Genomic DNA, 21,293 nt, shown 5'->3' on the forward strand with positions numbered 1-21,293 from the left:
CACCGGCTCGTCCCCGGCACCCGGCCCACCGCCCGGCCCGGCCGCCCCGCTGCGCGCCTCGGCCAGCGCGTAGAGCAGCCCCTCCTCCTGCGGCAGCAGTCGGATGCCGCTCTCCCGGCAGACCCGGTCGAGCCGGTCGAGCACGCTGTGGTCGGCCGTGCTGGCGGCCAGCCCGACCAGCGCCTCCACCACGTCCCGCCGGTCCTGGCCGTCCACCCCGGCCTCCGCCGCGGCGGCGAACCACTCCGCTGCCAGCTCGCGGTCACCCCGGTGCAGGGCCAGGTTCCCCTCGATCAACGCGCAGATGCCGTCCTCCGGCCGCGGCCCCGAGCCGCAGCCCGCCGCCGGGGCCGAGCGCAGCTCGGCGAGCACCTCGTCCGCCTCCGCCGACCGGCCGTCCTGGGCGAGCGCCAGGCCGACCGTGCCGAGCACCCGGCGCCGGTGTCCCGGATCACCCAGCCCGGTCAGCGCCGCCACCACCTGACGGCCCTGGTCGACCGCGTCCGCGTACCGGCCGGCGAGGCGGGCCACCTCGGCCAGGTTGGCCCGGGCCAGCACCCGCAGCCGGGGCTCCCCGGCCTGGGCGGCGAGCCGGTCGACTGCGGCCAGCCGGCGCCGGGCCGCGGGCAGGTCACCCACCCGGATCTCGTGCCAGGCGAGGTTGTTCTGGGCCACCGCCATGTCCCGGGTCCGGCCGTTGCGGGCGGCCAGCTTCAACACCGCCTCGGTCTGCTCGCGGCCCTCGTCGTGCCCGCCGGTGGCGATCAGCAGCGCGCAGAGCACGGTGCGCGCCTCCAACTCCCCGGTCACGTCGCCGACGTCGCGGAACGCGGCCAGCGCGGCCCGGGCCGCCGGCAGCTCCTCGGCGCCGCCGCCGTGCTCGGCGGCGAGCCGGGCCACGCCGAGCAGCGCCCACGCCCGCAGCACCGGGTCGGCGTCGGCGGTGCGCGGGTCGGCGAGCAGCCGGCACAGCCACTGCCGCCCGGCGACGTCCCGCCCCCGGAACCGCCACCACCGGGTCAGCCCGGCGGCCAGGCGCAGCGCGGTCAGCGGGTCGTCGACGGCGGCGTGCGCGAGCGCGGAGCTGATGTCGCCACTCACCTCGTCCAGCCGGCGCACGGCGGCCGGCAGGTTCGCCCCGACCAGGTCCGGTGCGGTCCGGGTCACCAGCCGGGCGATCACCTGGGCGTGCCGGCGCCGGATCGCGGTCAGCTCGCCGGAACCGGTGGCCTGCTCGATGGCGAAGTCCCGGACCGCGTCGAGCAGCCGGAACCGGAACGAACCGGTGCCCCGTACGCTCAGCAGCCCGATCTCGACCAGCCGGTCGAGCAGCGGCACCGGGTCGACGGCGACCGTGCCGTCCCGGTCTGCCTCGTCGGCGAGCATCTCCTCGGCCAGCTCGACCGACCACCGGTTGCCGAACACGGCGAGCCGGCGCAGCGCCGCCCGTTCGTCCGCGGCGAGCAGCCGGTAGCTGGTCGCCACCGCGTCCCGCAGGGTCATCGCCACCGCCGCCCGGGTGCCCTCCGGCCAGCCCGGCTCGACCTCCCAGCCCGACCGCCCCGCGGGCCCGGTGGCCAGGTCCAGGACCCGGTCGCCGTACCGGTCGAGCAGCTCGTTGAGGTCGAGGATCCGGCCCCGGGCGGCCATCAGTTCGATGGCCAGCGGCAACCCGCCGAGCCGCCGGACCAGCGCGGCCAGCGCCGGCAGCTCGATCGGGCGGGGCGGCTCGCGTCGCACCTGGGCCAGCCGGGCGGTGAAGAGCGCCACCGCCGGGTAGCCGGCGAGCGCGGCGGGCCCGGCCCGCTCACTGCCCGGCGGGGGTACGTCGAGCGGCGACACCGGGCGTACCCGCTCGCCCGGGACGCCCACCGGGTGCCGGCCGGTGACCAGCACCCGCAGCGACGGCACGGCGGCGGCGAGCCGGTGCAGCGCCTCGGCCACCGCGTCCGGCGCGCGCTCGACCGCGTCCATGAGCAGCAGGGCGGGCCGGCCGTCGAGCCGGGCGGCGAGTTCCGGCATCCGGGCGACGCCGAAGACGGCCACCGACGCGGCGAGCACGTCGCCCGCGTCCGAGCCCTCCCCGATCAGCACTCCGGCGACCCCGGCGGGATGGCTGCCGGCCGCCGCGTGGGCCGCCGCCAGGGCCAGCGCGGTCTTGCCGACGCCGGCCAGCCCGACCAGGCTCACCAGCCGCGGGCCACGCTCGTCGGCGAGCAGGTCGGCCAGCTCGGCCAGGTCACGGTCCCGCCCGATCAGCTCGACCGGGGGCGGAAGGGCGTTCGGGCCGGCGGCGGCGTCGGCGGGCTCGGCGTCGGCGGACACCCCGGCCGGGTCGGCCGGCACCGCCGGGCGGGCGGCGGCGAGGAACGCTGAGCGGGCCGGCCCGGTCAGGGTCAGCGCGCCGGCCAGCAGCTCCACGGTGGTCCGCTGCGGCCGGGCCGAGCGGCCCCGCTCCAGGTCACGGACGGTACGCACACCGACGCCGGCCCGGGCGGCCAGCTCGGCCTGGGTGAGGCCGGCGGCGAGCCGGTGCCGGCGCAGCAGTTCCGCCAGGCTGGGGCGGCCGGAGCTCGGCGCTGGATCACGGTCCGCGTTCATCGGCTGGAAGCGTACGGATGGGGTGCGACCGCCGGCAGCGGAGCGTCGGGCTGCCGACGCCGCCGCGCCGAAATCCGACAGCCCGAGCCGCCGTGCCCGGCATCGGCACGTCCCGGCACACCGCCGCCCCCGGCGCGGAACTGGTGGCGGCCGGGCCGGGGGTGGCGGCGTGACGCTGGCGGCAGCGGCCCTCGGCGCGGGTCAGAGCCCGAGGTCGCGGGAGATGACCATGCGCTGCACCTCGGAGGTGCCCTCGCCGATCTCCAGGATCTTCGAGTCGCGCCAGAACCGGGCCACCGGGTACTCGTTCATGAAGCCGTAGCCACCGTGGATCTGGGTGGCCTCCCGGGCGTTGTCCACCGCGACAGTGCTGGCGTGCAGCTTGGCGATGGCCGCCTGCCGCTTGAACGGCTCGCCGGCGAGCATCCGGGCGGCGGCGTCGTAGTACGCCAGCCGGGCGGTGTGCGCCTTCATCTCCATGTCGGCGATCTTGAACTGGATCGCCTGGTAGTTCCCGATCGGCTGGCCGAAGGCGTGCCGCTCCTTGGCGTACTTGATCGACTCGTCGACGCAGCCCTGGGCGAGGCCGACGGCGAGCGCGGCGATGGCGATCCGACCCTCATCGAGGATGCGCAGGAACTGGGCGAAGCCCCGGCCGCGCGCACCGAGCAGGTTGGCCGCCGGCACCCGGCAGTCGTCGAAGGTCAGCTCGTGGGTGTCCGAGGCGGTCCAGCCGACCTTGGAGTAGCCGGGCGCGACGGTGAAGCCCGGCGTCCCGGACGGGACGATGATGGTGGAGAGTTCCTTGCTGCCGTCCGGCCGGGTGCCGGTGACCGCGGTGACCGTGACCAGGGCGGTGATGTCGGTGCCCGAGTTGGTGATGAACGCCTTCGAGCCGTTGATCACCCACTCGTCGGTCGCCTCGTCCAGCACGGCCCGGGTCTGGGTGCCGCCCGCGTCCGAGCCGAAGCCCGGCTCGGTGAGCCCGAAGCCGGCGAGCGCCTCGCCGCTGAGCAGCTTCGGCAGCCACTGCGCCCGCTGTTCGTCGGTACCGAACCGGTAGATCGGCATGGCGCCCAGCGAGACCGCCGCCTCCAAGGTGATCGCCACGCTGGAGTCGACCCGGGCCAGCTCCTCCAGGGCCAGGCAGAGGGCGAAGTAGTCGCCGCCCATCCCGCCGTGCTCCTCGGGGAAGGGGAGCCCGAAGAGCCCCATCTTGCCCATCTGCCGGATCACCTCGTACGGGAAGGTGTGCTTCTCGTAGTGCTCGGCGATGACCGGGGCGACCACCTCGCGGGCGAATTCCCGCACGCTCTCCCGCAGCGCCTCTTGCTCCTCGGTGAGCCGGAAGTCCATGGAATCCTCCTGTGTGACGGGCCACCGGGCGCTCGTGACGCCGGCGGGCGGGTCGCTGGTGCGGGTGGGCCCGCGCCGGCCGGGTGCGGCCGGCGACGGGGTCAGACCGGGGTGACGCCGTGCCGGCGCCGGGAGAAGTGCCGTTCCTTGTGCCGTGCCGCGGCGAACCGGCGGACCAGTTCGGCGCGCAGCTCGTGCGGCTCGACGATCGCGTCCACCACCAGCTCGCTGGCGAGCCGGACGATGTCGATGTCCCGCTCGTACTCCTCGCGCTTGGCGGTGACGAAGGCGGCCCGCTCGGCCTCGTCCTCGATCGCCGCGATCTTGTTGGCGTAGACCGCGTTCACCGCCGCCTCGGCGCCCATCACCGCGATCTTGGCGGTGGGCAGCGCGATGGTGGCGTCCGGCTCGAAGCCCGGGCCGGCCATCGCGTAGAGGCCGGCGCCGTACGCCTTGCGGACCACCACGCAGATCTTCGGCACGGTGGCCTCGGAGATCGCGGTGATCATCTTGGCGCCGTGCCGGATCATGCCCTGCTTCTCCACCGCGCTGCCGACCATGAAGCCGGGCACGTCGCTCAGGAAGAGCAGCGGCACGTTGAACGCGTCGCAGAGCTGCACGAACCGGGTCGCCTTGTCGGCCGAGTCGACGAAGAGCACGCCGCCCTTGAACATCGAGTTGTTGCCGACCACGCCGACGACCTCGCCGTTCAGCCGGCCGAAGCCGATGGTCAGCTCCTTGGCCCAGAGCGCCTGGATCTCGAAGAAGCTGCCCTCGTCGAGCAGGCCCTTGACGTACCGCCGCATGTCGAACGCCTGCCGCTCGCTCGCCGGCACCAGCGCGGCCAGGTCGGCCTTCTCCGGTGCGGGCACGGCCTCCGCGGCGGGCGGGGCCTGCGTCCAGTTCGCCGGCAGGTACGACAGGTAGCGCCGCACCACGTCGAGGGCGTCGGCCTCGGTCTTGCAGAGGAAGTGCCCGACGCCGGACTCGGCGCAGTGCACCTTGGCCCCGCCCATCGCCTCCAGGGTGGTCTTCTCGCCGGTGACCATCTCGACCATCCGGTCGGAGCCGAGGTACATGCTGGCGTTGCCGTCCACCATGGCCACCACGTCGCAGAACGCCGGGATGTACGCCCCGCCGGCGGCGCTCGGCCCGAAGAGCGCGCAGACCTGCGGGATCGAGCCGGAGGCGCGCACCTGGTTCCAGAAGATCTTGCCGGCGCCGCGCCGGCCGGGGAAGAGCTCGACCTGGTCGGTGATCCGGGCGCCGGCCGAGTCGACCAGGTAGACCATGGGCACGCCGGTCGAGTAGGCCCGCTCGATGATCCGGATGATCTTCTCGACGGTACGCGCGCCCCAGCTGCCGGCCTTCACCGTGGAGTCGTTGGCCATCAGGCAGACCGGGCGGCCGTCGATGGTGGCGGTGCCGGTGACCACGCCGTCGGCCGGCAGCCCCTCGGCCATCGCGTTGGCGTAGAGGCCGTCCTCGACGAAGCTGCCCTCGTCGACCAGGAGCGCCACCCGCTCCCGCGCGAAGAGCTTGCCCTTGGCGGCGTTCGCCGCGTGGTACTTGTCCGCACCGCCGGCCCGGGCCCGCTTGCGCAGCTGCTCCAGTGCCTCACCGTCGAGCGTCACGCCGACTCCCTCGCCCCCCGGGGTCGGCCGCCCAATGGCGGACCGACCAACCTGAACGATCGTTAGGCTAGCGCATCGGGCGGCGTCCCGGCGACCCCACCACACCCCCCACCCCACGCCCGCCCACCCCCTCGCCGCCCCCTCGCCGCCCCCTCGCCGCACCCTCCTGGCATCCTCGCGATCTTGCAGTTCCGGCCCCGGCATAGGGAGCAAATGGGGCAGAACAAGGGCCGAAAGTGCAAGATCGCGGGGGTGGCGGGAGGGAGGGCGGGTCGGGGTAGGAGGGCGGGTCAGGGCAGGAGGGCGGTGATCAGGTTGCGGGTGGAGGTGCGGAGGCGGTTCGGGCCGAGTTCGGCGTGGATGGCGCGGACGTGGTCGGCGGCGAGGGCGGCCAGCGCGGTGTGCGCGTCGGCGGCCGGGTCCGGGCGGCCGGCGAGGAGCAGGGCCACGTGCTGGTGCCAGAACCGGTACGCACCGATGCGGTAGCGGGCGCCGGGCGCGGCCGTCTCGGACATCCGGACCAGGTCGAGATGCGCGAGCAGGTAGTCCAGGTAGGCGTCGACGAAGGCGGACAACCGGTCGCGGGCGGACGCCGGCGCGTCGGCCGGACCCGGCCCGAGCGGCGGCGGGCCGAACAGGATCGCCTCCTGGAGTGCGCGTTCCTGCTCGTCGAGGAGCGCGGTGGCGAGACCGGCCTTGTCGCCGAACCGCCGGAACAGGGTGCCCTTGCCGACACCGGCCTCGGCGGCGACGGCGTCCATCGACACGGCCTCGACCCCGCGCTCCCGGAAGAGGGATGCGGCCGCCGCCAGCACCGCGGCACGGTTACGTGCCGCGTCCGCCCGTTCGCGTGGCGGTGCCGCGCGCAGTTGGAGCAGTTCGGCCGGCGGGGTGGCATAAACGGACTGCGGTCCGCTATCGTTCCGAGGCATAACCGGACTCTAGTCCACTTACCTGGAGGTTGCCATGACCATTCGGATCACCCGGGACGACCTGAGGGCCGCCATCGACGCCGGCACCGTCACCGTCGTCGACGCCCTCGGCGGCGAGTACTACGCCCGGCAGCACCTGCCGGGCGCGCTGCCGCTGGTCGAGGCCGACGTGGCCGAGCGGGCCCGCGAGCTGCTGCCGGACCGCGCCGCCACCATCGTCACCTACTGCTCGAACCCGTCCTGCCCGAACAGCGGCCGGGTGGCCGACCGGCTCACCGCGCTCGGCTACACCGACGTGCGCAAGTACGCCGAGGGCATCGAGGACTGGGTGGCCGCGGGCCTGCCCACCGAATCGGGCGCGCTCGTCCGCTGACCGGACCCGGCCGGCGGGGGGTACGCGAGCCGTCGCGCACCCCCCGTCGACCGGTCAGGCCGGCAGCGGCGTGAGCCGGGTACGCGGGCCGGCGCGCAGGACGCCGGACGGGAGCTTCCTGCCGACCAGTTCCTCGGCCAGTTCGGCCACCTCGATCAGGGCGTCCAGGTCGATGCCGGTGTCGATGCCCATGTCGTGCAGCATGTGCACCGCCTCCTCGGTGGCCAGGTTGCCGCTGGCCCCCGGCGCGTACGGGCAGCCGCCGAGGCCGCCGACGCTGGCGTCGAACTCGGTGACCCCCAGCTCCAGCGCGGTCAGCATGTTGGCCAGCGCGGTGCCCCGGGTGTTGTGGAAGTGCAGCAGCACGGGGATGTGCGCGTTGCGGTCGCGTACCGCGGTCAGCAGGTCGCGGACCCGGCGCGGGGTGCCCATGCCGGTGGTGTCGCCGAACGCCACCCGGTCCGCGCCGTCGCGGACCACCCGGTCCACGATGGCGGCCACCCGGGCCGGGTCGGTGTCCCCCTCGTACGGGCAGCCGAAGCTGGTCGCGATGATCACCTCGGCCTGCGCACCGGCGCCGTGCAGCAGGTCGATCAGCTCGGCGATGTCGTCCAACGACTCCTCGGTGGAGCGGTTCACGTTGCGCCGGTTGTGCGTGTCGCTGGCCGAGACCACCACCTCGATCTCGGTGAACCCGGCGGCCAGGGCGCGCTGCGCGCCGCGGGTGTTCGGGACCAGCGCCGAGTAGCGCACCCCTTCGGCCTTCGTGGCCCGCTGCCACACCTCGTCGGCGTCGGCCATCTGCGGGATCGCCTTCGGGTGCACGAACGACACCGCCTCGATCCGCCGCACACCGGTGCCCGAGAGCGCGTCGAGCAGGCGCACCTTGGCGTCGGTCGGGATCGGGTCCTCGTTCTGGAGCCCGTCGCGGGGCCCGACCTCCCGGATGGAGACGAAGTCCGGCAGTTCCGCCATAAGGGGTCACCTCACTGTGACGGTCTTACGTGATGGGTCCTCCCAGCCTCCCACCCGCACCCCGCCCACGCGAGGTGGCGTGCCGCACGCGCCGGGAACCACGCCGACCCCCGACCCACCGTCGGCGGCGGCGGCGGCGGCGGGAAAATACATCGCCCACCCGTGCAACCGGTCGGCCTCGCGTTGAGCACCTACCGGTGAAGGGAGCGGGATGCGACGCGACGAGGACGAGGAGCGACGCCGGTTCAGCGAATACTTCGCGGCCCGGCGTGAGCTGGTGCGGCGTACCGCCTACCTGATGTGCGGCGACTGGCACTGGGCCGACGACCTGGCGCAGGCCGCCTTCATCCGGCTCGCCACGAACTGGCACCGGATCCGCGATCCGCAGGCCGTGGACGCCTACCTGCGCACCTGCCTGATCCGGGCGTACCTGTCGGAGACCAGGCGAGTGTGGCGGCGCCGCGAGCGGACCGTCGCCGAGCCGCCCGACGTGGCCGGCCCCGACGACGACGCCGAGACGACGGCCCGCCGGGTGGCCTTCGCACAGGCGCTGAACCAGGTGCCACCGCGCCAGCGGGTGACCCTGATCTGCCGGTTCTACCAGGGGCTCGACGTGGCCGAGACGGCTGCCGCGCTGAAGTGTTCCGAGGGCACGGTCAAGAGCCAGACGGCACGCGGTCTCGCGACGCTGCGCCAACTTCTCGGCGACGCCGTTCCGAGCCTCACCGGCGCCATGGAGGGAAGGGCATGACCGGGCTGCGTGAGCTCTTCGAGGATGCGGCGGGCTCGCCCGCGCGGCCCTCGGGCCTACTGACGGCGAACGAGGTGTACGACGCCGGCCGTCGCCGGCACCGTCGGCGACGCGCGGCGACGACCGTCGCCGGGGCCGCCGCCCTCACCCTGGTCACCGTCGCCGCCGTGAACCTGCTGGCGCCGGTGCCTCCGTCGGTCGACGGCCCGCCGCTCGACGGTCCGGCGACCCCGACCGGGAATCCCGATCCGGCGACCGGAAGCCGGATCCGGTGGGCCGGCGCCGCCGACCGGGACCACCTCTACCTGGCCCTGTCGCACTGCGCCGACGAACCGTGCCGGAAGCAGACCGTCGCCGTGGTCCGCTCGTCCGACGGCGGCCGCACCTGGAGCGACCGGGGCGCCCCGATCGCCCCCGACGCGCTGACGGTCGTCGGCCCCGACACCCTGATCACGACCGCACCCGACGCGCGGTCCGCCGCCGGAACGGCCCTCCTTGCCAGCCTCGACGGCGGTCGCACCTGGGCCGCCGCCCCGTCCACCGGCACGGCCGAAGCCGTACCGGACGGTGGCGTGGCCATCTGCTGGTCCGCTCGGGCCGACCAGCCGTGCGTCCTGCACGCGGTGGACCCGACGACCGGCGGGGTGGGGCGGCTGGCAGCGCAGCCCCCGCTGAACAGGCGGACCGACGAGCTACGGATCGAGGAGTCGGCCGGTCGGCTCCGGATCGCGGGCACCGACCCGACGACCCGCAAGCCCGCCGTGTCGACGAGCACCGACGCCGGCCGCACCTGGTCCACGCACGTCTTCACCGACGCGCCGGCCTGCCCGGAACAGAGGTGCGAGCCGCCCATGCTGGCGGTGACCGGGACGGCGACGGCCTACGCGGTGGTCTCCGTCGACGGCCTACGGACCGTCTACCGGGCCGACGGCACGCGGTGGCAGCGGCTGACCACCGCCGGCCTGCCGGACGGGCTGGCCGGAACCGGCTCCTTCGTCACCGCCGACGGCACCCACGTGCTCACCCAACTGCTGAACGGCCGGGACGGCGACGTGCGCCGCTACTGGGCGGCCAGGGACGGCGACGCGTACCGGGCCGTCGAACTCGACGGGCTGCCGAAGAGCGCCGAAGCCGTCCGCCGCGCGCCGGACGGCTGGTTCTACGCCCCCGACGCCGACGGCACCCTGTACGGCTCCACCGACGGCTGGCGCTGGTCGCCGGTGACCCACCGCTAGCACCCACACCCTCAGCGGGCGATCGGCGATGCGCCGCGCCCTGGTCACCCCGAAAAGATGGGAAAAGTCATGATCTACTCCATGCCGCCTCGCCGCCGACGCTCGTGGTTCGTCGGCCTCGGGGCCACCGCGTTGGTCGTCGCGCTCGCCGCCTGCGGCGCGGAGGACCAGCCACCGGCGGTCGCCACCGCCGGCGGCCCTGGCACCCAGCCGTCGGCGTCGGCCGCCACGGGCGTCGTCGCCCAGTACGTCGAGGCGCGGCGCCAGTGGGTCGCCTGCCTGCGCGAGAGAGGCTTCCAGGTGCCGGACCCGGATGCCCGGGGCGGAGTCGACCTGCGGGCGCCCGGTGTCCCGAAGAAGGGTGACCCGAAGTGGCTGGAGGCCCAGCGGGCCTGCGCGAAGTACAACGTGCCGGTTCCGGAGGGGGCGGAGGAGAAGCCGTCGGCGCTGACCGCGGAGGAGATCGGGCACCGGCGGGCGTACGCCGGGTGCATGCGTGAGAACGGAATCGCGGACTTCCCGGACCCGGGCCCCGACGGCCACTGGCCCCAGGACGACGACAACGGCGGCCCGGCGGTCAGCGAGCAGCAGGCGGCCGCCCAGCGCCGGGCCGGCCAGATCTGCGAGCCGGTGCTTCGTGGGCAACCGTCGACCACGCCCGACCCCCACGCCACCGGCCGCGGATGAGCGACCCGATGGACCGGACCGAGGTGACCCGGCGCCGACCGGCACGGCGGCGGCTCCGAGCCGCCGCCGGGGCCAGCCTGGCGCTGGTGACGCTCACGCTGGCCGGCGCGGCGACCCTCGGCCTGGGCGGTCGCGGCGACGCCCCGCCACCTACCCGTACCGGGCCCGCCGCGACCGCCCCGATCACCCGGCAGACCCTGGTCCGGTCCGTGGCGCTGGCCGGCGAGCTGGGGTACGGCGCGGCCACCCCGCTCACCTCGCTGGCCGCCGGCACGGTGACCTGGCTGCCCGAGACGGGGGCCACGGTCCGGCGCGGCGAGGCCCTGCTGCGCGCCGACGAGCAACCGGTGGTGCTGCTGTACGGCGCCCTGCCGATGTACCGGCCGTTGACCACCGGCGTGCGGGGCTCGGACGTGCGGCAGTTCGAACGCAATCTCGCGGCCCTCGGCTACCGCGGATTCACCGTCGACGACATCTTCTCCACGAGCACCGCCGATGCGGTGAAGCGCTGGCAGAAGGACCTGGGGATACCGCAGACCGGCACGGTGGACCGGGAGCGGGTGATCTACGCCCCCGGCGCGCTCCGCATCTCCCAGCGGCTGGTGCCCGTCGGCGCGAGCGCGACCGGCACCGTGCTGGCGTACACCGGTGGCACCCGGGTGGTGACGGTGTCCGCCAGCGCCGGCGAGGCGACCTGGGCGAAGAAGGGCACCAAGGTCACCGTGACCCTGCCGACCGGCGCCTCGGTCGCCGGGAAGGTCACGTCGGTGGGCCCGCCGGCCGCGGCGGCGGGCGGCCAGGGACCGGTCGACGCGGAACGGCCCGGCACCGGCTCGGCCACCGTTCAGGTCACGATCGCCGTCGCCGACCAGCGGGCGCTGGGCGGGCTGACCGACGCGCCGGTCGACGTCCGGTACCTCGCCCAGCAGCGCGAGATGGTGCTCACCGTGCCGGTCGACGCGCTGCTCGCCCTGGCGGAGGGCGGCTACGGCGTCGAGGTCACCGGGCCCGGCGGCACCCGGATCCTGCCGGTGCGGGCGGGACTGTTCGCCGAGGGACGGGTCGAGGTGCAGGGCGAGGGACTGGCCGAAGGGCTGCTGGTGGGGGTGCCGGGATGAGCGGGTACGTCATCGAGCTGGCGGGTGTCTCCCGGATCTATCCGGGTGGGGTGGCGGCGCTGCGCGGGGTCGACCTGCGCATCGGGTACGGCGAACTGGTCGCCGTCGTCGGCCCGTCCGGCTCCGGCAAGTCGACCATGCTGCACCTGATCGGCACGCTGGACCGGCCGTCGTCCGGCACGGTACGGATCGACCGGCACGACGTCTCGGCCCTCACCGACCGACAGCTGTCCGCCCTGCGTGGGACCCGGATCGGCTTCGTGTTCCAGCAGTTCCACCTGGCCGCCGGGATGCCGGTGCTGGACAACGTGGCCGACGGGCTGCTCTACGCGGGCGTACCGCTGAAACAGCGACGGCGGCGCGCCGAGGCAGCGCTGCGGCGGGTCGGTCTCGGCCACCGGCTCGACCACCGGCCGCACGAGTTGTCCGGGGGCGAGCGGCAGCGGGTGGCGATCGCCCGGGCCGTGGTGGGCGAACCGGCGGTGCTGCTCGCCGACGAGCCGACCGGCAACCTCGACTCCGCCGCCGGCGCGTCCGTGCTGGCGCTGCTGCGCGGCCTGCACGAACAGGGCACCACCGTCGTGGTCATCACCCACGACCAGCAGGTCGCCGCCGGCCTGCCGCGCCGGGTCGTGCTGCGGGACGGTCTGGTCGTGCACGATTCGGCCCGGACACCGGCGGTGCCGGCGTGACCGGGCGCTCCGGCGGCGGGGCGCCCGGAACCATCCCGCCGACCCCGGGTGGGTCCGGGAAGCTGCGACCGGGGCGGCTCTCCCCGGCCGACATCGCGCGGGTGGGCTCCGTCGGGCTGCGGACCCACCCGCTCCGGGTCGCGCTCACCGCCCTGGGCGTCACCATCGGCATCGCCGCGATGCTGGCCGTGGTGGGCATCTCCACCTCCAGCCGGGCCGAGTTGGATCGGACCCTGGACCGGCTCGGCACCAACCTGCTCACCGTGGCGCCGGGAAAGACCCTGGCCGGGGAGAGGGCGGTCCTACCCGAACAGTCGGTGGGCATGATCGCCCGAATCGGGCCGGTGGAGTCGGTCGGCGCGACTGGCGCCGTCGACCAGGCCGTCTACCGCAACGACCGGGTGCCGCCCGGCCAGACCGGCAGCATCTCGGTGCTCGCCGCCCAGCCGGAACTGCTCGACACGGTCGGCGCGACTGTCAGCTCCGGTTCCTGGTTCACCGCCGCGACGGCGGAATACCCGACGGTCGTCCTCGGCACCACCGCGGCGCGGCGGCTCGACGTACCGAGGGTCGGGCTACGCGTGTGGCTGGGCGGCGAGTGGTTCACCGTGGTCGGCGTGCTCGCGCCCGTGCCGCTGGCCGAGGAACTGGACTCGGCCGCGTTGGTGGGGTGGCCCGCGGCCCGGACCTACCTCCGGTTCGACGGCCGGCCGACCCGGGTCTACGTCCGCACGGCGGAGAGCCACGTCGAGGCGGTCGGCGCGGTGCTGGGGCGGACCGCCAACCCGTCGGCGCCGGAGGAGGTGGTCGTGTCCCGCCCCTCGGACGCGCTGGCCGCCCGGCAGGCTACCGACACCGCGCTCAACGGGCTGCTGCTCGGTCTCGGCGCCGTCGCGCTCCTCGTCGGCGGCGTCGGCATCGCCAACACGATGGTGATCTCCATCCTGCAACGCCGGGCGGAGGTGGGGCTACGGCGAGCACTGGGCGCCACCCGAGGCCAGATCCGGGTCCAGTTCCTCGCCGAGGCGCTGCTGCTCTCCGCCCTCGGTGGCGTCGGCGGCACCCTGCTGGGAGCGGGGATCACCGCGCTGTACGCGTACAGCCAGGAATGGCCCACAGTGGTGCCGGCCTGGGCGATGGTCGGCGGCCTGGGCGCGACGGTGCTGGTCGGTACGGGCGCCGGCCTCCTTCCGGCGATCCGCGCCAGTCGCCTCCCACCCACCGTGGCCCTGGCCGGCCCCTGACGGAACCGGTGTCGATCGAGGAGGTTGGCGGCGACGAGCCACGCGCACCGCCAACCTCTCGATCGACGCGAAGACCGGGTCAGCGCATGCGGGAGACGATGCCGGTGTCGTAGTCGCCGGAGCGGAACTCCTCGTTCTCCAGCAGCTCGGCGAAGAAGGGGAGGTTGCACTTGGGGCCGGCGACCTCGAACTGGGCCACCGCGGCGCGGGCCCGCCGCAACGCCTCCTCGCGGGTGGCGCCGCTGACGATCAGCTTCGCCATCAGGCTGTCGTAGAACGGGGTGACCGTGTTGCCGGCGACGTAGCCGGAGTCGACCCGTACGCCCTCGCCGGCCGGCTCGTTCCAGGTGCTGATCGCACCCGGTCCGGGCAGGAAGCGCTTCGGGTCCTCGGCGTTGATCCGCAGCTCGATGGCGTGCCCGCGCGGCGCGAGCGCGTCCGGGTGGAAGGTCGGGGCCAGCCCGGCGGCGACCCGCAGCTGCTCCTCGACCAGGTCGACCCCGTAGACCTGCTCGGTGACCGGGTGCTCGACCTGGAGCCGGGTGTTCATCTCCAGGAAGAAGAACTCCTGCGTGGTCGGATCGAGCAAGCACTCCACGGTGCCCGCGTTGCGGTAGGCGACCGCCTCGCCGGCCCGCACGGCCGCCGCCAGGAAGCGCTCGCGCAGCTCCGGCGAGACCGCCGGCGACGGCGACTCCTCGACCAGCTTCTGGTTGCGCCGCTGCACCGAGCACTCCCGCTCGCCCAGGGCCACCACCCGGCCGTCGGCCAGGCCGAGGATCTGCACCTCGACGTGGCGCACCCGGGGGAAGTACCGCTCGATCAACACCGAGCCGTCGCCGAACATCCGCTCGGCGAACGAGCGCACCTTGTCGTACTCGGTGCGCAGCGCGGCCTCGTCGTTCGCCACGCCCATGCCCATGCCGCCACCGCCGGCCGCGGCCTTGACCATCACCGGGTAGCCGATCTCCGCCGCCGCGGCGGCCGCCGCGTCCAGGTCGGCCGCCGGCTCGGTGGTGCCGGGCGCCACCGGCACGCCGGCCGCGGCCATCAGGTTCCGGGCGTTGATCTTGTCGCCCATCGCGCTGATCGCGTCCGCGCCGGGCCCGACCCAGATCAGCCCGCTCGCCTCGACGGTACGGGCGAAGTCGGCGTTCTCCGACAGGAAGCCGTAGCCGGGGTGGACGGCCTGCGCGCCGGTCGACTTGGCGGCGGCGAGGATGGCCTCCACGTTGCGGTAGCTCTGGGCCGGGTTCGCCGGACCCACGCAGACCGCCTCGTCGGCCTCGGTCACGAACGGCAGGCCGGCGTCGGCCTCCGAGTGCACGGCGATCGCGCGGACGCCGAGCCGCCTGGCGGTACGGATGATCCGGCGGGCGATCTCGCCCCGGTTGGCGACCAGCAGCGACTCGATCATGCTTCCTCCCGGTGTCCAGGGATTGGGACGCTGACAGCGAACCACGCCACCCGAACCCCCCACGAGCCCCCCACCCCAAGCGGGAGTGGGGGGGAGTCAGGCGGGAGGGGTGGGGGCCAGCAGCGCGGCCAGGGTGGCGCCGCGGAGGAGTTCGGCCCGGCGGCGGCGGTCCACCTCGCCGCCGAGGAACGGAGTGGAGTTCATCAGGCCGAACGCGGCGTGGGCCAGCACCCGCGCCTCGCCGTCGGGCATCCCGGGGTGCAGCGCGGTCAGCACGGTCACCCACTCCTCGACGTAGAGCCGCTGGAGCCGGCGGATCCGGCGCCGGGGCTCGTCGGGGAGCCGGTCCAGCTCGTGCAGGTGCAGGGCGATCACCGCCGGGTTGGCCAGGGCGAAGTCGACGTGGAAGTCGATCAACGACTCCAGCGCGGCGCGCGGGTCGTCGGGGTGGCCCGCGGACCGCTCCCGGCCACCGGCGAGCAGCCCCTCGCTGACCGGGATCAGCGCGGCGACCAGCATCGCCTCCTTGCCGGCGAAGTGGTGGTAGAGCGCCGGGCCGGTGACCCCGGCGGCCGCGCCGATGTCGTCCATCGAGACGCCGTGGTAGCCCCGCGCGGCGAAGAGACCGACCGCGATCTCCAGGATCTCGTCCTTGCGGGACCGGCGCCGACCCGACCCCGCAGCAACGTTCGTGCCCCGTGCCTGCTGCTCCACCGTCACCGGGCAAGCGTAGACCGCACGCCGCACCACGTGGAGGCTCGGTTACCCGTCGGTTGGGTCACTCCCGGGTTGACCCTCGACCCGGTCGAGCCCGCAGGGTCCCCGGCATGACCGCACCCCGGCTCGGCCGCGACTACCACCTGCTCTGGTCCGCCGCCGTCTCGTCCCGGTTCGGCGACGCCCTGCGGACGCCGGCCCTGGCCCTGCTGGCCGCCACGCTGACCCGGGACCCGCGGGTGATCGCCGCGGTGACCGTCGCCGCCCAGTTGCCGCCGCTGCTGTTCGGCCTGCTCGGCGGCGTGTACGCGGACCGCTGGGACCGGCGCCGGACGATGGCGGTGGCGGACGGGCTGCGCGCCGCCGTGGTGGGCGGGCTCGCCGTCGCGGTGGCCGTCGACCGGGCCGGGGTGGCCGCGCTGCTGCTGGTCGCGTTCCTGCTCGCCACGCTCGGCACGCTCTTCGACGCCGCCGCGTTCGCGCTGCTGCCGGCGGTGGTGCCGCCGGCCGCCCTGCCCCGGGCCAACGGCCGGTTGCAGGCCGGTACGGCGGTCGTCGGCGGCTTCCTCGGCGCCCCCGCCGCCGGCGTCCTCTTCACCGCCGCCGCCCCCCTACCCTTCGCCCTGGACGCCCTGACCTTCCTCGCCGCCGCCCTGCTCGTCCTCGCCCCCTCAGTCCCACCCTCACCGCGATCTTGCGCTTTGCGCCCCGGCAAAACGGGCTTAGGGTCACAAAAGGGGGGCTACAAGTGCAAGATCGCGGGGGAGGGGCGGGGGCGGGGATCGGTGTGGCGGGAGGCCGCGGACGGGGTGCGGTGGCTCCGCGGCGACCACACCATGTGGCGGATCACCGTGCTGACCGCGGCGAGCAATCTGGCGATCAGCGGGCTGATGGCGGTGCTGGTGCTCTACGCGCTCGACGTGCTGCGGGTGCCGCCGGCCGGGTACGGCGGGTTCGCCGCGGCGGCCGTCCTCGGCGGGGTGGCGGGTGCGCTCGGCGCGGGCCGGCTGGCCGACCGGCTCGGCACCCCGGCCGCCCTGCGGGTGGTGCTCGCCGCGCAGACCCTGGCCCTGACCGCGTTCGCGCTGGCCCGGCACCCGGTGACCGGCGCGCTCGCGCTGGCCGTCTTCGCCGCCGGCAGCACCGTGTGGAACAGCCTCTGGGTGTCGTACGGGCAGCGCCACGTGCCGGCCGACCTGCTGGGCCGGGTGGGCGCGGCGCAGCGGGTGGTCGGGCTGCTCACCGCTCCGCTCGGCGCGGCGCTGGCCGGGCTGGTCGGGGCGGCGTACGGCACCACGCCGGTGGCGGCCGCGGTGGCGGCGATCTTCGCGCTGGTCACCCTCGCGGCGTGGCGGGTGCTGCGACCGGCCGCCCCGCCGCCGCCCGCCGCCCCGCCCACCAGCGACGGGACAGCAGCCCGGCCAGTGCCGCACCCGTCGCGTTGAGCAGCACGTCGTCGACCGAGGAGACCCGGCCGAGGTCCAGCGCGTACTGGAGCGACTCGACCAGCACCGAGCCGGCCGCGCCGAGCAGGAAGAGCCGGCCGACCCCGGCCAGCGCGGGCAGCCGTACCGGGGCGAAGAAGCCCAGCGCGGCGAAGACCAGCAGGTTGCCGACGACCTGGACCACGGCGGTCGTCGCCGGCCCGGAGAGCAGGTCGACCAGGTCGCGCAGCGGGACCAGGTCGACCTCGCGGGACGCGTCGCGCGGGGTGAGGATCATCCACACCCAGGGCAGGGTGCCCGCCACCGGGCCCACCTCGGCCACGCTGCGCCGCCAGCGCTCACCGACGCTCGCCGCGTCCCGCCGGTGCCGGGCCAGCCCTGCGGTGACCAGGACCAACACCGGCAGCCCGGCGAGCGTGGCGAGCACCACGCCGCCCCAGTCGCGCCACACCTGCCCCATCGGCGCAGCCTAGGGGTCCGGCCGGCGGTGCGTCAGCCCACCACCAGCGCGGGGCGCCAGTCCGGCGCGGCGCCGGCGAACCCGACCTGCCGGAACAGGCCCCGGGTGCCCTGCCCGCCGAGCGTCCCGCGGTGGGCGTCGATCCGGACCGTCAGCCAGCGACCACCTCACCGGACGCGTGCGCCTCCCGCGCACCAGCCCGCTGGGACCAGCGGGCCCGGTCCACCGGCGCGGACGCGCATGCCCGACCGCCGCCGGGCCGCCGGATCGCTCCGACGGCCCGGCTCCGCGATCGGGCCGGGGGCGGGTCAGGCGCCGACGTAGGCCGCGAGGTGCTCGCCGGTGAGGGTGGAGCGGGCCGCGACGAGGTCGGCGGGGGTGCCCTCGAAGACGATCCGGCCACCGTCGTGACCGGCGCCGGGGCCGAGGTCGATGATCCAGTCGGCGTGCGCCATGACGGCCTGGTGGTGCTCGATGACGATCACCGACTTGCCGGAGTCGACCAGCCGGTCGAGCAGGCCGAGCAGTTGCTCGACGTCGGCGAGGTGCAGGCCGGTGGTCGGCTCGTCGAGGATGTAGACGCCACCCTTCTCGGCCATCTGGGTGGCCAGCTTGAGCCGCTGCCGCTCGCCGCCGGAGAGCGTGGTGAGCGGCTGGCCCAGGCTGAGGTAGCCGAGCCCGACATCGGCGAGCCGGTCGAGGATGGTGTGCGCGGCCGGCGTACGCGCCTCGCCGGCGCCGAAGAACTCCTCGGCCTCGGTCACCGACATCGCGAGCACCTCGGCGATGTTGCGGCCGCCCAGGGTGTACTCCAGCACCGCCGCCTGGAACCGCTTCCCCTCGCACTCCTCGCAGACCGACTCGACGGTGGCCATGACGCCCAGGTCGGTGTAGATGACCCCGGCGCCGTTGCAGGCCGGGCAGGCGCCCTCGGAGTTGGCGCTGAACAGCGCCGGCTTCACGCCGTTGGCCTTCGCGAACGCCTTGCGGATCGGGTCGAGCAGCCCGGTGTAGGTGGCCGGGTTGCTGCGCCGCGACCCGCGGATCGCGCCCTGGTCGATCACCACCACGCCGTCGCGGCCGGCGACCGAGCCGTGGATCAGTGAACTCTTGCCCGAGCCGGCGACGCCGGTGAGCACGCAGAGCACGCCGAGCGGGATGTCGACGTCGACGTTCTGGAGGTTGTGCGTCGACGCGCCGCGGACCTCCAGCGCGCCGGAGGGCGTCCGCACCGACTTCTTCAGGCTCGCCCGGTCGTCGAGGTGGCGGCCGGTGATGGTGTCGCTCGCCCGCAAGCCCTCCACCGTGCCCTCGAAGCAGATGGTGCCGCCGTTCGTGCCGGCGCCGGGGCCGAGGTCGACGACGTGGTCGGCGATCGCGATGGTCTCCGGCTTGTGCTCGACCACCAGCACTGTGTTGCCCTTGTCGCGCAGCCGCAGCAGCAGCTCGTTCATCCGCTGGATGTCGTGCGGGTGCAGCCCGATGGTGGGCTCGTCGAAGACGTACGTGACGTCGGTGAGCGACGAGCCGAGGTGGCGGATCATCTTGGTCCGCTGGGCCTCGCCGCCGGAGAGGGTGCCCGCCGGGCGGTCGAGCGAGAGGTAGCCCAGCCCGATCTCGGTGAACGAGTCGAGCAGGTGCTGGAGCCGGGCGAGCAGCGGGGCCACCGAGGGCTCGTCGAGCTTGCGGATCCAGTCGGCCAGGTCGCTGATCTGCATGGCGCAGACGTCGGCGATGCTCTTCCCGTTGATCTTCGAAGACCGCGCCTCCTTGCTCAGGCGGGTGCCGTCGCACTCGGGACAGGTCGTGAAGGTCACCGCCCGCTCCACGAACGCGCGGATGTGCGGCTGCATCGCGTCGACGTCCTTGGCGAGCATCGACTTCTGGATCTTGGGGATGATGCCCTCGTAGGTCAGGTTGATGCCGTCGACCTTGATCTTGGTGGGCTCCCGGTAGAGCAGGTCGTGCAGCTCCTTCTTGCTGAACTTGCCGATCGGCTTGTCCATGTCGAAGTAGCCGCTGCCGCTGAAGATCCGGCCGTACCAGCCGTCCATGCTGTAGCCGGGGACCTTGAGCGCGCCCTCGCTGAGCGACTTGGTCTCGTCGTAGAGCGCCGACAGGTCGAAGTCGTTGACCGAGCCCATGCCCTCGCAGCGGGGGCACATGCCGCCGAGGCGGTGGAAGGTCGCCTTCTCGGTCTTCGTCCTGCCCTCGCCGCGCTCGACGGTGATCGCGCCGCTCGCCTTCACCGAGGGGACGTTGAACGAGTAGGCGTTGGGCGAGCCGATGTGCGGCTGGCCGAGCCGGCTGAACAGGATGCGCAGCATCGCGTTGGCGTCGGTGGCGGTGCCGACGGTGGAGCGGGGGTTGGCGCCCATCCGCTCCTGGTCCACGATGATCGCGGTGGTCAGGCCGTCGAGCACGTCGACCTCGGGCCGCGACAGGGACGGCATGAAGCCCTGCACGAACGCGCTGTAGGTCTCGTTGATCATCCGCTGTGACTCCGCGGCGATCGTGCCGAACACCAGGGAGCTCTTGCCCGAGCCGGAGACGCCGGTGAACACCGTCAGCCGGCGCTTCGGGATCTCGACGCTGACGTCCTTGAGGTTGTTCTCCCGCGCGCCCTGCACCCGGATCAGGTCGTGGCTGTCCGCGACCTGCCGCTCCGGCGCTCGGGTGTCCGTCCTCGTGGCCCTGCTCATCGTGTCTCCATCGGTAACTAGGGTGGCGGCCTGCCCGGTGGTCGCCGGTGTCGCCCGGCCCGGGCTCAGCGCAGCTGCTGGATGCGGATCTCGTTGCCGGCGGGGTCGCGGAACGCGCAGTCGCGGACGCCGTACGGCTGCTCGGTCGGTTCCTGGACCACCTCCGCGCCGCTGGACTCCAGCTTGGCGAAGGTGCCGTCGAGGTCGGTGGTGGACAGGTTGACGCCGAAGTAGGTGCCCTTGGCCATCACTTCGAGGATGGTCTGGCGCTCCTCCTCGGTGAGGCCGGGGGTCGCGGTCGGCGGATGCAGGACGATGGCCGTGTCGGGCTGGCCGGCCGGGCCGACCGTGATCCAGCGCATCCCGGCGTGCCCGACGTCACCCCGGACCTCGAAACCGAGGATGTCGCGGTAGAAGGCCAGGGAGGCGTCCGGGTCGGTGTGCGGGAGGAAGCTGGCGTGAATTTTGATGTCCATGCCGGTCACGCTAATTGCGGCTCGCGGGCCGGCGCTTCTCGATTCCTGACCGGTCTGGTCACGTGTTTCGCCACGCACGGCGGCATCCCCGCCGTGGCCCGGGCCGCCCGCACCCGGTAGACGCTGGGCGGCACGCCGACCAGCTCGGTGAACCGGGTGCTGAAGGTGCCCAGCGACGAGCAGCCGACGGCGAAGCAGATCTCGGTGACGCTGAGGTCACCGCGGCGCAGCAGCGCCATCGCCCGCTCGATGCGCCGGGTCATGAGATAGCTGTACGGCGACTCGCCGTACGCGAGCCGGAACTGGCGGCTGAGGTGCCCGGCGGACATGTTGACGCCGCGGGCGAGCGCGCCGACGTCCAGCGGCTGCGCGTACTCCCGGTCGATCCGGTCGCGGACGCGGCGCAGCCGTGCCAGGTCACGCAGGTGCTGCTCCCGGTCGGCCTTGCTGGTCACCTGGGAAATCGTGCCACGTCACG

18 protein-coding genes and 1 pseudogene are annotated in these 21,293 nt (G+C 74.3%); 8 read left to right on the top strand and 11 right to left on the bottom strand.

Annotated features, from left to right (window positions below; all coding sequences use genetic code 11):
- Positions 1–84: 84 nt before the first annotated feature.
- The 4 genes and pseudogenes from Q3W71_RS27745 to Q3W71_RS27760 all read right to left on the bottom strand — a co-directional run.
- A pseudogene (locus tag Q3W71_RS27745) lies at positions 85–2,601 on the bottom strand (helix-turn-helix domain-containing protein); the annotation flags it as partial.
- A gap of 201 nt (positions 2,602–2,802) precedes the next feature.
- A complete protein-coding gene (locus Q3W71_RS27750) occupies positions 2,803–3,957 on the bottom strand; it encodes an acyl-CoA dehydrogenase family protein (protein ID WP_302922416.1) in 1,155 nt (384 codons plus the stop codon).
- 101 nt (positions 3,958–4,058) lie between these two features.
- On the bottom strand, positions 4,059–5,591 hold the full coding sequence (locus Q3W71_RS27755) for an acyl-CoA carboxylase subunit beta (RefSeq protein ID WP_302922417.1): 1,533 nt from the start codon (positions 5,589–5,591) through the stop codon (positions 4,059–4,061).
- Between the two features lie 290 nt (positions 5,592–5,881).
- The gene (locus Q3W71_RS27760; protein WP_302922418.1) at positions 5,882–6,523 is read right to left on the bottom strand and encodes a TetR/AcrR family transcriptional regulator; all 642 of its coding nucleotides are present in this window, start codon (positions 6,521–6,523) and stop codon (positions 5,882–5,884) included.
- Positions 6,524–6,557: 34 nt separating this feature from the next.
- Between Q3W71_RS27760 and Q3W71_RS27765 the strand changes: the two genes are divergently transcribed.
- Entirely contained in the window at positions 6,558–6,896 is a 339-nt protein-coding gene (locus Q3W71_RS27765; protein WP_302922419.1) for a rhodanese-like domain-containing protein, read from the top strand.
- 54 nt (positions 6,897–6,950) lie between these two features.
- Here the strand turns inward: Q3W71_RS27765 and Q3W71_RS27770 are convergent, their stop codons facing one another.
- Positions 6,951–7,871 carry a hydroxymethylglutaryl-CoA lyase gene (locus Q3W71_RS27770; protein ID WP_302922420.1) on the bottom strand — a complete coding sequence of 307 codons (921 nt, stop codon included), beginning with the start codon at positions 7,869–7,871 and terminating at the stop codon, positions 6,951–6,953.
- A gap of 211 nt (positions 7,872–8,082) precedes the next feature.
- Here Q3W71_RS27770 and Q3W71_RS27775 point away from each other — a divergent pair, with 211 nt between their 5' ends.
- The 6 genes from Q3W71_RS27775 to Q3W71_RS27800 all read left to right on the top strand — a co-directional run bounded on the left by Q3W71_RS27775 (position 8,083) and on the right by Q3W71_RS27800 (position 13,598).
- Entirely contained in the window at positions 8,083–8,622 is a 540-nt protein-coding gene (locus Q3W71_RS27775) for a SigE family RNA polymerase sigma factor (protein ID WP_302922421.1), read from the top strand.
- The gene (locus Q3W71_RS27780) at positions 8,619–9,857 is read left to right on the top strand and encodes a sialidase family protein (protein ID WP_302922422.1); all 1,239 of its coding nucleotides are present in this window, start codon (positions 8,619–8,621) and stop codon (positions 9,855–9,857) included. Before Q3W71_RS27775 ends, Q3W71_RS27780 begins: the two co-directional genes overlap by 4 nt.
- 69 nt (positions 9,858–9,926) lie before the next feature.
- A complete protein-coding gene (locus Q3W71_RS27785) occupies positions 9,927–10,544 on the top strand; it encodes a hypothetical protein (RefSeq protein WP_302922423.1) in 618 nt (205 codons plus the stop codon).
- Positions 10,541–11,662: a peptidoglycan-binding protein gene (locus Q3W71_RS27790; RefSeq protein WP_302922424.1), complete on the top strand. Its 1,122-nt coding sequence runs from the start codon at positions 10,541–10,543 to the stop codon at positions 11,660–11,662. The genes Q3W71_RS27785 and Q3W71_RS27790 overlap by 4 nt, the downstream gene beginning before the upstream one ends.
- Complete coding sequence (locus tag Q3W71_RS27795) at positions 11,659–12,354, top strand: ABC transporter ATP-binding protein (RefSeq protein WP_302922425.1); 696 nt, start codon at positions 11,659–11,661, stop codon at positions 12,352–12,354. Before Q3W71_RS27790 ends, Q3W71_RS27795 begins: the two co-directional genes overlap by 4 nt.
- 62 nt (positions 12,355–12,416) lie before the next feature.
- Entirely contained in the window at positions 12,417–13,598 is a 1,182-nt protein-coding gene (locus Q3W71_RS27800; protein ID WP_302922570.1) for an ABC transporter permease, read from the top strand.
- Positions 13,599–13,677: 79 nt separating this feature from the next.
- On the opposite strand, the gene Q3W71_RS27805 is transcribed toward Q3W71_RS27800, so the two are convergent.
- Together Q3W71_RS27805 and Q3W71_RS27810 are read right to left on the bottom strand one after the other, a co-directional pair.
- On the bottom strand, positions 13,678–15,015 hold the full coding sequence (locus Q3W71_RS27805; RefSeq protein WP_302922426.1) for an acetyl/propionyl/methylcrotonyl-CoA carboxylase subunit alpha: 1,338 nt from the start codon (positions 15,013–15,015) through the stop codon (positions 13,678–13,680).
- A 96-nt stretch (positions 15,016–15,111) separates the two neighbouring features.
- The gene (locus tag Q3W71_RS27810) at positions 15,112–15,735 is read right to left on the bottom strand and encodes a TetR/AcrR family transcriptional regulator (protein WP_302922427.1); all 624 of its coding nucleotides are present in this window, start codon (positions 15,733–15,735) and stop codon (positions 15,112–15,114) included.
- A 107-nt stretch (positions 15,736–15,842) separates the two neighbouring features.
- Between Q3W71_RS27810 and Q3W71_RS27815 the strand changes: the two genes are divergently transcribed.
- Entirely contained in the window at positions 15,843–17,177 is a 1,335-nt protein-coding gene (locus Q3W71_RS27815; RefSeq protein ID WP_302922428.1) for an MFS transporter, read from the top strand.
- On the opposite strand, the gene Q3W71_RS27820 is transcribed toward Q3W71_RS27815, so the two are convergent.
- From Q3W71_RS27820 to Q3W71_RS27835, 4 genes are all read right to left on the bottom strand, one after another.
- Positions 17,068–17,637: a VanZ family protein gene (locus Q3W71_RS27820; RefSeq protein ID WP_302922429.1), complete on the bottom strand. Its 570-nt coding sequence runs from the start codon at positions 17,635–17,637 to the stop codon at positions 17,068–17,070. The two genes, Q3W71_RS27815 and Q3W71_RS27820, sit on opposite strands and share 110 nt — an antisense overlap.
- Positions 17,638–17,945: 308 nt before the next feature.
- Positions 17,946–20,339 (bottom strand): excinuclease ABC subunit UvrA, encoded by a 2,394-nt coding sequence (locus Q3W71_RS27825; RefSeq protein ID WP_302922430.1) that lies wholly within the window; start codon positions 20,337–20,339, stop codon positions 17,946–17,948.
- Between the two features lie 65 nt (positions 20,340–20,404).
- Positions 20,405–20,815, bottom strand: coding sequence for a VOC family protein (locus Q3W71_RS27830; RefSeq protein WP_302922431.1), 411 nt, complete (start codon positions 20,813–20,815; stop codon positions 20,405–20,407).
- Positions 20,816–20,820: 5 nt separating this feature from the next.
- Positions 20,821–21,270 (bottom strand): helix-turn-helix transcriptional regulator, encoded by a 450-nt coding sequence (locus Q3W71_RS27835; protein WP_302922432.1) that lies wholly within the window; start codon positions 21,268–21,270, stop codon positions 20,821–20,823.
- Between the last annotated feature and the right edge of the window lie 23 nt (positions 21,271–21,293).

This window comes from Micromonospora sp. C28SCA-DRY-2 (assembly GCF_030519475.1).
In the GTDB taxonomy this organism is placed as follows: domain Bacteria; phylum Actinomycetota; class Actinomycetes; order Mycobacteriales; family Micromonosporaceae; genus Micromonospora.

Bases quoted from the DNA above. Each gene is read 5' to 3' on its own strand.
- Q3W71_RS27825 (WP_302922430.1), bottom strand. From the start codon at position 20,339: ATGAGCAGGGCCACGAGGACGGACACCCGAGCGCCGGAGCGGCAGGTC.
- Q3W71_RS27785 (WP_302922423.1), top strand. From the start codon at position 9,927: ATGATCTACTCCATGCCGCCTCGCCGCCGACGCTCGTGGTTCGTCGGC.
- Q3W71_RS27780 (WP_302922422.1), top strand. From the start codon at position 8,619: ATGACCGGGCTGCGTGAGCTCTTCGAGGATGCGGCGGGCTCGCCCGCG.
- Q3W71_RS27830 (WP_302922431.1), bottom strand. From the start codon at position 20,815: ATGGACATCAAAATTCACGCCAGCTTCCTCCCGCACACCGACCCGGAC.
- Q3W71_RS27760 (WP_302922418.1), bottom strand. From the start codon at position 6,523: ATGCCTCGGAACGATAGCGGACCGCAGTCCGTTTATGCCACCCCGCCG.
- Q3W71_RS27765 (WP_302922419.1), top strand. From the start codon at position 6,558: ATGACCATTCGGATCACCCGGGACGACCTGAGGGCCGCCATCGACGCC.
- Q3W71_RS27775 (WP_302922421.1), top strand. From the start codon at position 8,083: ATGCGACGCGACGAGGACGAGGAGCGACGCCGGTTCAGCGAATACTTC.
- Q3W71_RS27820 (WP_302922429.1), bottom strand. From the start codon at position 17,637: ATGGGGCAGGTGTGGCGCGACTGGGGCGGCGTGGTGCTCGCCACGCTC.
- Q3W71_RS27750 (WP_302922416.1), bottom strand. From the start codon at position 3,957: ATGGACTTCCGGCTCACCGAGGAGCAAGAGGCGCTGCGGGAGAGCGTG.
- Q3W71_RS27805 (WP_302922426.1), bottom strand. From the start codon at position 15,015: ATGATCGAGTCGCTGCTGGTCGCCAACCGGGGCGAGATCGCCCGCCGG.
- Q3W71_RS27770 (WP_302922420.1), bottom strand. From the start codon at position 7,871: ATGGCGGAACTGCCGGACTTCGTCTCCATCCGGGAGGTCGGGCCCCGC.
- Q3W71_RS27790 (WP_302922424.1), top strand. From the start codon at position 10,541: ATGAGCGACCCGATGGACCGGACCGAGGTGACCCGGCGCCGACCGGCA.
- Q3W71_RS27815 (WP_302922428.1), top strand. From the start codon at position 15,843: ATGACCGCACCCCGGCTCGGCCGCGACTACCACCTGCTCTGGTCCGCC.
- Q3W71_RS27795 (WP_302922425.1), top strand. From the start codon at position 11,659: ATGAGCGGGTACGTCATCGAGCTGGCGGGTGTCTCCCGGATCTATCCG.